The sequence below is a fragment of the Streptomyces sp. NPDC059003 genome (genome assembly GCF_042740445.1).
GTDB lineage: Bacteria > Actinomycetota > Actinomycetes > Streptomycetales > Streptomycetaceae > Streptomyces.
Window position 1 is genome coordinate 1 of the sequence record NZ_JBHYJH010000238.1, and the last position, 10,963, is coordinate 10,963.

At 72.8% G+C, this 10,963-nt stretch carries 11 protein-coding genes; 3 read left to right on the top strand and 8 right to left on the bottom strand.

The window, feature by feature from the left end; translation table 11 throughout:
• Positions 1-133: 133 nt before the first annotated feature.
• The 5 genes from ACFWZ5_RS41610 to sigE form a co-directional block, all read right to left on the bottom strand.
• Positions 134-805: a hypothetical protein gene (locus tag ACFWZ5_RS41610; RefSeq protein ID WP_384801268.1), complete on the bottom strand. Its 672-nt coding sequence runs from the start codon at positions 803-805 to the stop codon at positions 134-136.
• 291 nt (positions 806-1,096) lie between these two features.
• Positions 1,097-1,570, bottom strand: a complete 474-nt coding sequence (locus ACFWZ5_RS41615) for a sec-independent translocase (protein ID WP_384801270.1) — start codon at positions 1,568-1,570, stop codon at positions 1,097-1,099.
• A 127-nt stretch (positions 1,571-1,697) separates the two neighbouring features.
• On the bottom strand, positions 1,698-3,368 hold the full coding sequence (locus tag ACFWZ5_RS41620) for a trypsin-like peptidase domain-containing protein (protein ID WP_384801273.1): 1,671 nt from the start codon (positions 3,366-3,368) through the stop codon (positions 1,698-1,700).
• 1,245 nt (positions 3,369-4,613) lie between these two features.
• A complete protein-coding gene (locus ACFWZ5_RS41625; RefSeq protein WP_384805548.1) occupies positions 4,614-5,567 on the bottom strand; it encodes an anti-sigma factor family protein in 954 nt (317 codons plus the stop codon).
• On the bottom strand, positions 5,564-6,331 hold the full coding sequence (gene sigE, locus ACFWZ5_RS41630; protein ID WP_384805550.1) for an RNA polymerase sigma factor SigE: 768 nt from the start codon (positions 6,329-6,331) through the stop codon (positions 5,564-5,566). Before sigE ends, ACFWZ5_RS41625 begins: the two co-directional genes overlap by 4 nt.
• A gap of 246 nt (positions 6,332-6,577) precedes the next feature.
• On the opposite strand from sigE, the gene ACFWZ5_RS41635 reads away from it, so the two are divergent.
• Positions 6,578-7,276 (top strand): O-methyltransferase, encoded by a 699-nt coding sequence (locus ACFWZ5_RS41635; RefSeq protein ID WP_384805560.1) that lies wholly within the window; start codon positions 6,578-6,580, stop codon positions 7,274-7,276.
• Between the two features lie 222 nt (positions 7,277-7,498).
• On the opposite strand, the gene ACFWZ5_RS41640 is transcribed toward ACFWZ5_RS41635, so the two are convergent.
• Positions 7,499-7,666, bottom strand: a complete 168-nt coding sequence (locus ACFWZ5_RS41640) for a DUF3117 domain-containing protein (protein WP_009997451.1) — start codon at positions 7,664-7,666, stop codon at positions 7,499-7,501.
• A 357-nt stretch (positions 7,667-8,023) separates the two neighbouring features.
• Between ACFWZ5_RS41640 and ACFWZ5_RS41645 the strand changes: the two genes are divergently transcribed.
• On the top strand, positions 8,024-8,824 hold the full coding sequence (locus ACFWZ5_RS41645) for an enoyl-CoA hydratase/isomerase family protein (protein WP_384805552.1): 801 nt from the start codon (positions 8,024-8,026) through the stop codon (positions 8,822-8,824).
• A 17-nt stretch (positions 8,825-8,841) separates the two neighbouring features.
• Here ACFWZ5_RS41645 and ACFWZ5_RS41650 read toward each other — a convergent pair whose 3' ends face one another.
• Both ACFWZ5_RS41650 and ACFWZ5_RS41655 read right to left on the bottom strand, forming a co-directional pair.
• A complete protein-coding gene (locus ACFWZ5_RS41650; protein ID WP_384805554.1) occupies positions 8,842-9,444 on the bottom strand; it encodes a DNA-3-methyladenine glycosylase I in 603 nt (200 codons plus the stop codon).
• Positions 9,441-9,884 (bottom strand): DivIVA domain-containing protein, encoded by a 444-nt coding sequence (locus ACFWZ5_RS41655; RefSeq protein ID WP_384805556.1) that lies wholly within the window; start codon positions 9,882-9,884, stop codon positions 9,441-9,443. Before ACFWZ5_RS41655 ends, ACFWZ5_RS41650 begins: the two co-directional genes overlap by 4 nt.
• Before the next feature lie 138 nt (positions 9,885-10,022).
• Here ACFWZ5_RS41655 and folP point away from each other — a divergent pair, with 138 nt between their 5' ends.
• A complete protein-coding gene (folP, locus tag ACFWZ5_RS41660) occupies positions 10,023-10,883 on the top strand; it encodes a dihydropteroate synthase (RefSeq protein WP_384805558.1) in 861 nt (286 codons plus the stop codon).
• Positions 10,884-10,963: the final 80 nt, after the last annotated feature.

Genomic DNA, 10,963 nt, shown 5'->3' on the forward strand with positions numbered 1-10,963 from the left:
GTGGGGCTACCCCCGCCACATTCACTCGTGGGGGTTTTTTGCGGCCCCGGCCCCACCCCTATCGAGGCCCCCGCTGGTTGGGGGCCCCGACACTCATCCGGGCGCCCCCAACCTGCGTACCTGTTCCGGAGGACTACTTCGCGTAGGCGGAGATGTCCTTCACCACGGAGAAACCAAGACCGTACGCGCTCATTCCGCGCCCGTACGCCCCCAGATGCACCCCCTCCTTGGTGGACCCGGCGAGCACCCAGCCGTACTCGGACTCCCGGTAGTGGAAGGAGGTCGGCTCCCCGTCCACGGGGAGGGAGAGCGCCGACCAGTCCGAGCCGTGGAGGTCGTCCGCGAGGACCCACGCGGTCTCCGTCTGCTGGTCGAGCCAGTCGTCCCGGAGGCTGTGGTCCATCTGTCCGGGCCAGGTGAAGGACAGCAGGCCGACCCCGGCGAGCCAGGCCGCGGAGGACACCGAGGTCGCCTCCAGGACACCGGTGCCGTCCGCGCTGCGCCGCACCGGGTTGGCGGCGACGGTCACCACGACCGCGAACCGCTCCCTGTCCCCGTTCCCGAAACCCCCTTCGGCCCGCACCGACGGCTCGTCGCCGTGGCCGATCGAGCCGTGCTCCACGGCTCCGTCCGCGGCGGTACCGACCTGCATCAGCCAGCGCGGTCCCGTGAAGGCCTCGTCCAGGCCGTACCAGGGAAAGGGCGCCAGCAGGTAGCCGTCGACCGTGCGCCGGGCGGAGGGCACCGCTTGTGCGGGCCCGTCCGCGGCCGACGCCTGTGCGCCTACCCGACTCGTCGTCTCCATGTACCTGGCCGCCTCCTCACTCTCGTGGGTCCGGAGCGGCCCGCCCCCCTCGGGCGTCCTCACGCCGGACAACAAGGCAGGATAGCCACACCCCTTCCGGAAGCCGGTAAGGCAGTCGGCGGACGGGTGTCCGGAACTCCTCCGCCCCGGGCAGCGCGGAGCGTGCGGCGGCGCACACGACGCGTCGCCTGGCGTACGCGGGCGTCAGGCCGCGTACGCGGCGGCGTGGCAGGTCAGATGGCGTCCGCGGGGGCGGGGCGGATCAGGTGGCGGCCCCGAGCGCGGGGCGGATCAGGTGGCGTCCGCGTCGAACGGCGGGTGGTCGTCCGCCGCGGGCTTCTCGGGCCGCTTGCGCATGTCGACGCGGCCGTCCGCGGAACCGTCGGACGAGGTCGTCGCCGCGCCCCGGCTCCCGGAACCGGCGTCGCCCGCGGAGTCGCCCTCGCGGCTGTGCACGGCGTCCGCGACTTCGGCCATTTCCTTGCGCAGGTCGAAGCCGTTGCGGATTTCCTTCAGGCCGAGGTCGTCGTTCTCCAGCTGCTTGCGGATGAACTTCTTCGGATTCAGGTCCTCGAACTCGAAGTCCTTGAATTCCGGGCCCAGTTCATTCCGTATGTCCTGCTTCGCGCTGTCCGAGAACTGCCGGATCTTGCGCACGGTCCTGGACACGTCCTGGATGAGCTTCGGCAGCTTGTCCGGGCCGAAGATGAGCACGGCGAGGATGACCAGCGTCACTATCTCGAATACGCCGATGTCGTTGAACACCCTGAACTCCTTGCCGTCCGGACCCGCTCTACGGTACCCGCCGCTCCTGTCCAGCCGGTAGCCGCACGGCGACAACCTGGATCAGACATGAACCAGAACTGAACCGCCGCGCGTGCGGCGCGGGCCTTCAGTCCCCGCTCGCCGAGCCCAGGACCAGCGTCACCTTGCGCTCGTCCCCGTCGCGCTCGACCGTCAGGTCCAGGCGGTCCTTGGGGCGGTGGGCGCGGATCTTGACGATGAGCTCGTCGCCGGAGTGCACGCGCCGGCCGTCGACCGCCGTGATGACGTCGCCCGGCTTCAGACCGGCCTTGTCGCCGGGTCCGCCGCGGTTGACGGCGGGGCCGCCGCTCTGGCTCTTGCGCGCGATGCGGGCGCCGTCGCCCGTGAACTGCTTGTCGATCGTGACGCCGATCACGGGGTGCGTGGCGCGGCCGGTGTTGATCAGCTCCTCCGCGACCCGCTTGCCCTGGTTGATCGGGATGGCGAAGCCGAGGCCGATCGACCCGGCCTGCCCGCCGTCGAGCTCCGAGCCCCGGTCGGCGGAGCGGATGGCGCTGTTGATGCCGATGACCCGGGCCTTGGAGTCGACCAGGGGTCCGCCGGAATTTCCGGGGTTGATGGGCGCGTCGGTCTGCAGGGCGTTCACGTACGACACATCGCTCCCGTCCCCCTTCTCCCCGCCCGCCGTGATCGGGCGCTCCTTGGCGCTGATGATCCCTGAGGTCACGGTGTTGGCGAGGTCGAAGGGCGCGCCGATGGCGACCACGGGGTCGCCCACCTGGACGTTCTCGGAGTTGCCGAGCGGCAGCGGCTTGAGTCCGCGTACGCCGGAGACCTTGACGACGGCCAGGTCGTACCCGGCGTCGCGGCCGACGACCTTGGCGCTCGCGGTCTCCCCGCCGCTGAAGCTCACGGATATCTCGCCGCCGGTGCCCGCGGGCTCCACGACGTGGTTGTTGGTCAGGATGTGGCCCTTGCCGTCGAGCACGAAGCCGGTGCCGGTGCCGGCCCCGTCGTCGCCCCGGACGTGCAGCGTCACGACGCCGGGCAGCGAGCTCGCCGCGATTCCGGCCACGCTGTTCTTGGGCCGCTTCTCGGACTCGGCCCCGGCCTGCGGCAGCTCCACGTCGCTCCCGATGCCGCCCTCACGCTCCAGATACGCCCCCACGGCCCCGCCGATCCCTCCGGCGACCAACGCGATGAGCACGGCCCCGAGCACCAGCCCCTGCCGCCACTTACGCCGCGGCGCGTCCACGGCAACCCCGGCCTGCTGCAGCGGCGCCCGCCAGGGGTCATAGCGCCGCCAGGGGTCTGGCGGGGGCGCCTGTACGGGGGCTTGCGCGGGCGCCATGGTGGGGTGTGCGGGGTCGGGGGTGGGGTGGGGCGGGACCGCGGGGGCACCGTGGGACGGTGCCGCCTGGGCCGCCTGCGGCGGGGCTCCGTGAGCCGGGATGCCGGGCGGGCCCGCCGGGTGCGCCTGGGCGCCGTGAGCCGACGTGCCTGGCACGGGTGCGCCCTGGGTCGGCGTACCCGGTGCGGGAGTGCTGTGGGCCGGGGCGGCTTGTACGGGGGCGCTGTGCGGCGGGATGCCCTGAGCGGACGTCTCGTGGGCCGTCGCGCCCGGCGTCGGGGCGGCGTGGGTTTCGGCACCGGGGGTGGGCTCTACGTGCGCCGAGCCACCGGGAGCGGAAGCCGGGGCGACCGGCACGGCGGTGTGGTGCAGCGGGACACCCTGGGCAGAGGTGTCGTGGACCGACGCACCCGGCGTCGGGGCAGCGTGGGTTTCGGCGCCAGGCACGGGCGCCGCGTGCGCCGAGACGCCTCCGGCGGGGGGCGGGGTGGCCTGGGCAGCGGCTCCCGCTGCGGGGGCGCCGTGCGTCGGCGTGCCCAGCAGGGGCGTGCCTGGTGCAGGGGTGCCGTGGGCCGGTGCACCCGGTGCGGGAGCGCCGTGGGCCTCGACGCCCGGCGGGGGCGTCGCGTGCGACGGGACACCGGGGGCGGGAGCTCCAGGGACGGCGGCTTCCGGGGCTGGAGCGCCATGGTGCGGGGTGCCCGGTATGGGGGCGCCATGAGTTGGCGTACTCGGCACGGGGGTGCCATGAATCGGCGTACCCGGCACGGGGGTGCCGTGGGCCTCGGCACCCGGCGACGGCGTCGCGTGCGACGGGACCGTGGCCCCCGCCGCGGGAACGCCATGCGCGGGCGTACCCGGCGCCGGGGTGCCCTGGGTCGGCGTACCCGGCACGGGAGTGCCCTGCGTGTCGTACGTCGGCGTGCCGTGGGTCGGGGTCGCCATGGGGTGCTGTACGGGCGGGGCGGGGGCCCAGGGACCCGGCTCGCCGTACGGCGGGGTGCTGTAGGGGTCGGGGTCGTGCAGGGGGCGCGGCCGTTCGGCCTCGGCGGGTGTCGACGGCTCTCCGGCCGTTACGGGTGCGCCGGTAGCCGATGCCGCATCGCCGGGTATCACCGGTGCACCGGCCGCCACAGGTGCGTCGGCGGCTATCGCAGGTGCGTCGGCGGTTATCGCAGGCCTGGTGGCAGCTACCGCAGGCCCGGTGGCGGCTACCGCAGCTGCGTCGGCGGCCGCCGAGGGCTCACCGACAGCTGATGTCGCCTCACCAACAGCTGCCGTCGCCTCACCAGCAGCTGCCGTCGGCTCACCAGCACCTGGCGTCGGCTCACCGGCCGCTGCCGTCGGCTCACCCGACGTCGCCGGTGTGTCGGTGGTCGGCTTCGGGCCCCCGGCCAGCGAGGCGTCGACCTCGTCCGTCGGCGTCTCCGTGACCCGGGCCGAATCGTCGGCGGCCGGCGTCGGCTCACCGGCCGGCGAAGCGGCGCTCCCGCCCGGGGCGGGCGCTGCCGTCATATCCCGGCGGGGCCGGCTCCACCAGTTCGGCTCTGCCTTGGTGGGCTTGCCCTCGTCCATGCTCTCCCCACAACTGGCCTGCGGCGGACGCCGATTGGCTCGGCTCCGTGCCCGCCGGTGGTCCGGCGGACACGGAGGATTCAATCAGGTCTCCGCGCCGACGCGCAGCGTCGGCCGTCAGTGGATCTGCGAGGTGCCCCGCGGCTGCGCCGGGGACGCGGAGTCCGCCGCGTTGAGCGTGAGCCCCCTGGCGGCCCCGCCGTCGGCGTCCGGGGCCACGGCCCGGATCAGCGGGGACATGACGCCCGCGCCCGCGAGCAGCGAGGCCGTGAGCTCCTTGGGCGTACGCGCGGTCGAGGCGCCCGCGCCCGAGAGAAGCGGCACGGCGGACGTCGTCGGCGCGAGCACCTGCGGGGGCCGCTGCCCCTGCACGGAGAGCGGATTGCCGCCCCGGCGGCGCAGCGACTCGGGCACGCCCGTGGAGGGCGTGGCCTGGGACCGCGGCGGTGCCGCATTGCTGTTGCTGTTGGCGCCGCCCCCGCGCTGTTCGCCGGTGGCGAGCGGCGCGCTGACCGTGACCCCGCCGAGCGCGATCGCGGCGAGCGACACCGCCCCGGCCGCCGCGAAGGCGAACCGCCGCCCGCGCCCGCCGGACCGGTCGGCCTCGGACCTGCCGACGTCATGGATGCGGAAGCCACGCTGCTCGCTCGCGAGCACCGCGGCGTGGGTGCCCGACGGAACGTACCCGGCGAGGGGCCCGCCGCCGCTGACGGAGAAGACCCCGCCCCTGGGCAGGCCCGTGGTCTCGGACGAGCCGGTGGCGAAGCCGTCGTCGACGGGTGTCCGCGGGCCGCCCTGACCCTCGATGTCGTCGATGCCGCTGCCGGGGAGGCTCTGGAGGCGGGCGAGGAAACTCTCGCTGGGCGGTGGCGGTGCCGTCTGCGCGAAGACGCTCTTGAGGCGGCGCTGGGCGTCGGCCTCGGTCTTGCACTTCGGACACGTGGCAAGGTGCGCGAGCACTCGCTCGCGCGCGTCATGACCGAGCTCACCGTCGACCAGCGCGGCGAGTCGGTCCCCCAGGTGCTGCTCGGCGAAATGCCGCTCGGCAGGATTCGACCGTGATCCACTCACGCGGTCGCGCCCCCTCCTCCCAGCGCCATGGCTCCGGCGACGGCGAGCGAGCGACGCTCGGCACGGGCCTCGGGAGAACGGTGCTGAAGGGCCTTGCGGAGCTGGGAGCGGCCGCGGTGGATACGGCTGCGGACCGTACCGAGCTTGACGCCCAGGGTCGCGGCGATCTCCTCGTACGAAAGGCCTTCGATGTCGCACAGGACGACGGCGGCGCGGAATTCGGGCGCGAGCGTGTCGAGCGCCTGCTGGACGTCCGCGTCGAAGTGCGTGTCGTTGAACACCTGCTGGGGGGACGGCTCGCGGCTCGGCAGGCGCTCCGCCGCGTCGTCGCCGAGCGCGTCGAAACGGATGCGCTGCTTGCGGCGGACCATGTCCAGGAAGAGGTTCGTGGTGATGCGGTGCAGCCAGCCCTCGAAGGTCCCCGGAGTGTAGGTCGACAGGGAGCGGAAGACGCGGACGAAGACTTCCTGGGTGAGGTCCTCGGCGTCGTGCTGGTTGCCCGTGAGGCGGTAGGCGAGGCGGTAGACGCGGCCGCTGTGGGTGCTGACGATCTCTTCCCACGTGGGAGGAGTCCACGCCTGCGAATCCGCGTCAGCGGCAAAGGTCGCGGTCTGAGCGGAGTCGTTAGCGCGGTCAGCTGTGTCGGTCACGGATTTCGGCTTACCCGCCAACCTGAGAAAACGCCGGAGCGCTCCTCCCCGATCCGCGGACTCGGCCGCACCTCCCCTGTCGGCTCTGGTGGTGTCCAGTGGAGCCCCTACCATAACCACCTCGCCCGTTAGCTCCGGATAAGCGTTTTTACCTAGATTTGCCCGTGGGCTTCGCGTCCTGTGCGCCGGCCGCTTCGGCCTCCCGGCGGGGAGTCCGGGGCTTATCCACCGGAATGACGCAGTACGTGAATTTGGTACGGCCTTCTCAGCCTGCGTCCCGCATTCTCTGCGGGCCGTCCTGACGCCTTGATCCATCCGTTACCCCCGCTGTCCTCACACCCCTTCTCAACGCACAGTCCCATCTGCGGGTTCCCGGCCCCAACGGATACAGTCACGGCCAGGCAACCACGGGGACAGGAGAGGGCCATTACCGGCAACCGGCAGACGAGCTGGGCGTTCGCCGACGCCTTTGTCGCCGAGGACGAAGCGCTGCTGTGGGCCCGTGACCGGGCGCGGGACGCGGGCCTTCGCTCGGTGTCGCCCGGCACCGGCGCCGCGCTGCGGATGCTCGCCGCCACCGTGGACGCCAAGGCGGTCGCCGAGATCGGTACGGGCACGGGTGTGTCGGGGATCCATCTGCTGCACGGCATGCGGCCGGACGGCGTCCTGACCACCGTGGATCCGGAGCCGGAGCGCCAGCAGTTCGCCCGCATGGCCTTCCGCGCGGCCGGCTTCGCCGGGAACCGCGCGCGGTTCATCCCGGGCCGCGCCCTCGACGTCCTGCCGCGCCTCGCCGACGGCGGCTACGACCTCGTGTTCTGCGACGGTGACCGCCTGGAGTGCCTCGACTACCTCGCTGAATCGTTGCGCCTGCTCCGGCCCGGAGGGCTCGTCTGCTTCGAGGGGATCTTCGCGGACGGCCGCACCGTGGACTCGGGGCCGCAGCCGGTCGAGGTGCTGCACCTGCGCGAACTCCTGCGCGCCGTGCGCGAGAGCCAGGACCTGGTGCCGTCGCTGCTGCCGGTGGGCGACGGCCTGCTGTGCGCCGTCAAGCGGTAGCGCTCCGCGGGGGGGGGCGGTGTCCCATCTGCGGGTCGCATGGGGCTGGTCGCGCAGTTCCCCGCGCCCCTTCGGGGCGCTCCTCCTCCGCGGAGCATCAAGATCACGTATACCGCGTCAAGCTCCCGTATACCCGGGCTCCCCGGAACACAGCACTGCCCCGGCTCGTCGTACGATGCGTACGCCGCTGCCGGGGCAGTGGAAAAGTGTGGGCGTTATACGTCAGCCGACGACCTTCTTCAGGGCGTCGCCGAGCGCCTCGGCCTCGTCCGGGGTCAGTTCGACGACAAGTCGACCGCCGCCTTCGAGCGGAACGCGCATGACGATGCCCCGCCCCTCCTTGGTCACCTCGAGCGGGCCGTCGCCCGTCCGCGGCTTCATGGCCGCCATGCTCGTTCCCCTTCCTGAAACCAGCCTTGTCGCAGCCGACAACCCAGGTGTCACCGGCATCGAACACATTGCTTCCAGGTCATTATCCCGCATGGCGGGACCCGATGACCAACATCGGTCGGCATCGCTTGCGCAACGCGCGCCCGCAAAACCACCCAATTCGGCGATGTGACTGCAATACTTCGCCGCCCCACCCGCTCCTCCCGTCTCAAAATCTTTGACGCAGGTCACATCCACGGCCGCATACCGGAGACCGATGATCTAGGTCATGCTGGCCCCGACGGCGCTCGGCGGGGGCCCGACAGAAATCCCGCAGATCAGCGCAGACCACCACAGATCCAGCGGAGGGGACCCACCATGGCCGACACCGTGCTCTACGAGGTGAACGACGGGCTCGCGACGATCACGCTGAACCGCCCCGACGCGATGAACGCGATGAACACCGAGGCCAAGGTCGCCCTCAGGGACGCGGCGCAGGCGGCCGCGGCGGACTCCGCCGTACGGGCGGTCCTGCTCACCGCGACGGGCCGCGCCTTCTGCGTGGGCCAGGACCTGAAGGAGCACATCGGCGTGCTCCAGGAGGCCCGTGAGTCGGGCAGCGGGCAGACCATGAGCACGGTGCGGGAGCACTACAACCCGATCGTGCGAGCGCTGACCGGCATGCCGAAGCCGGTCGTGGCGGGCGTCAACGGCGTGGCGGCCGGCGCGGGCTTCGGCTTCGCGCTGGCCGCGGACTACCGCGTCGTCGCGGACACGGCGTCGTTCAACACGTCCTTCGCCGGTGTCGCGCTGACCGCCGACTCCGGCGTCTCGTGGACGCTGTCCCAGCTGATCGGGCCGAGCCGCGCGTCCGACCTGCTGCTCTTCCCGCGCAGCATCAAGGCCCAGGAGGCGTACGACCTGGGGATCGCCAACAAGGTCGTGCCCGCGGACGCGCTGGCCGACGAGGCGGCCGCGGTGGCCCGCGCCCTCGCCGAGGGTCCGACGCTCGCGTACGGGGCGATCAAGGAGTCGCTCGCGTACGCCGCCGGGCACTCCCTCGACGAGGCCCTGGACAAGGAGGACGAGCTCCAGTCGAAGGCGGGCGCCTCCGAGGACCACGCCATCGCGGTCCAGGCCTTCCTCGACAAGGCCAAGCCCCGCTACCTGGGCCGCTAGGGCGTGTCCGGGCCCCGTCAGCCCTGGGGGCGGGCGCCGCTCGCCTCGCGGGCCACGCAGTCCGCGAGGTGGTCGTTCACCAGGCCGCAGGCCTGCATCAGGGCGTACGCCGTGGTGGGGCCGATGAAGCGGAGGCCACGCTTCTTGAGGGCCTTGGACAGGGCCGTCGACTCGTCCGTGACCGCGGGCACGTCGGCGAGCGCCCTCGGGGCCGGGCGCGCGGCGCCGTCCGGGGCGAACGACCAGATCAGGCGGTCCAGCTCGCCCTCGGGCCAGTCGACGAGCACGCGCGCGTTGGCGAGCGTCGCGTCGACCTTCGCGCGGTTGCGGATGATGCCCGGGTCGGCCAGGAGGCGCTCGCGGTCGGCGTCGGTGAACTCGGCCACCGCGGCGATCTTGAAGCCGGAGAACGCGGCCCTGAAGCCCTCGCGGCGCCGCAGGATCGTGATCCAGGAGAGCCCCGACTGGAAGGCCTCCAGGGAGAGCCGCTCGAACAGCGCGTCGTCGCCGTGGACCGGGCGGCCCCACTCCCCGTCGTGGTACGCCACGTAGTCCTCCGTGGACAGGCCCCACGGGCAGCGCGGCGCGCCGTCGGGACCCGGGATCGCGTCGCCGCTCACTGGTCGTCCTCCTGCTGCTCGGGCGCGGGCGCCGCGGCCCGCTGGTCTCCTGGCCGGTCCCTCGGCTGGTCCCGCGGGGCGGGCCGCCCCTGGCCGTACTCCGCGCCGTACTCCTTGAACAGGCCCGGGCCGCCGACTGCCGTCGCCTGGGCGCCCGCGAGCGCCGTCTCCAGCTCCGCGATGCGGGCGTCCCGCTCGGCGAGCTCCGCGGCCACGCGGTCGAGGGCCTCGTCCACGTCCACCATGCGGTAGCCCCGGACCGTCATCGGGAAGCGCACCGCCTCCACGTCGGCGCGGCGCAGCGGGCGGTCGGGCGGCAGCGGGTCGGCGAACCGCTCCGGCGGCACGTCCGCGAGGGCGCCGCTCTCCGAACCGCCGAGGACGGCCAGCGTCACCGCCGCGACCACGACGACGAGAGCGATGACCAAGAACAAGAACATGACCATCTCTGCGGTCCCCACGCTCGGAAACTGTCTGGGCAACTGTCTCGTCCGATCGTGCCATGCGGCTCTGACAGTTAAGGTCACAGGCGGCATCGGCCGAGGTCGGCCGAGCAACGACAAGGAGGCGCACAGGGGATGCTCAAGCTGGGCAGGCGCGTGTTCGCAGCGCACGAACCGGTGATCATGGCGATCGTGAACCGGACCCCGGACTCCTTCTACGACCAGGGCGCCACGTTCCGCGACGAGCCCGCCCTCGCCCGCGTGGAGCAGGCGGTGGCCGAGGGCGCCGCCATCATCGACATCGGCGGGGTCAAGGCGGGCCCCGGCGAGGAGGTGACGGCCGAGGAGGAGGCGCGGCGGACCGTCGGGTTCGTCGCCGAGGTGCGGCGGCGGTTCCCGGACGTCGTCATCAGCGTCGACACCTGGCGGCACGAGGTCGGCGAGGCCGTGTGCGACGTGGGCGCCGATCTGCTCAACGACGCCTGGGGCGGGGTCGACCCCAAGCTCGCGGAGGTCGCCGCGCGGTACGGGGTCGGGCTCGTGTGCACCCACGCGGGGGGTGCGGAGCCGCGGACCAGGCCGCATCGGGTGGAGTACGACGACGTCGTGGCCGACATCCTGCGGGTGACCGTGGGGCTGGCCGAGCGGGCCGTGGCCCTCGGGGTGCCGCGGGAGTCCGTGCTCATCGATCCCGGGCACGACTTCGGCAAGAACACGCGGCACTCCCTTGAGGCGACGCGGCGGCTCGGGGAGCTGGTCGACACGGGGTGGCCCGTGCTGGTCTCCCTGTCCAACAAGGACTTCGTCGGGGAGACGCTCGACCGGCCCGTCAAGGAGCGGGTGGTGGGGACGTTGGCGACGACTGCGGTGTCCGCGTGGCTGGGGGCGCAGGTGTATCGCGTCCACGAAGTCGCGGAGACGCGGCAGGTGGTGGACATGGTCGCGACGATCGCTGGCCTCCGGCCTCCAGCAGTGGCCCGCCGGGGCCTGGCGTAGCCCTCGCGGGGCGCCCCAGACCCGCCCCTTTACCCAGAACCAGGGGGCTCCTCCCCCTGGACCCCCTTTTATCCGCGCTT

Coding starts and splice junctions, on each gene's coding strand:
- ACFWZ5_RS41610 (WP_384801268.1), bottom strand. CDS start 805: ATGGAGACGACGAGTCGGGTAGGCGCACAGGCGTCGGCCGCGGACGGG.
- sigE (WP_384805550.1), bottom strand. CDS start 6,331: ATGGTAGGGGCTCCACTGGACACCACCAGAGCCGACAGGGGAGGTGCG.
- ACFWZ5_RS41640 (WP_009997451.1), bottom strand. CDS start 7,666: ATGGCGGCCATGAAGCCGCGGACGGGCGACGGCCCGCTCGAGGTGACC.
- ACFWZ5_RS41645 (WP_384805552.1), top strand. CDS start 8,024: ATGGCCGACACCGTGCTCTACGAGGTGAACGACGGGCTCGCGACGATC.
- ACFWZ5_RS41655 (WP_384805556.1), bottom strand. CDS start 9,884: ATGTTCTTGTTCTTGGTCATCGCTCTCGTCGTCGTGGTCGCGGCGGTG.
- folP (WP_384805558.1), top strand. CDS start 10,023: ATGCTCAAGCTGGGCAGGCGCGTGTTCGCAGCGCACGAACCGGTGATC.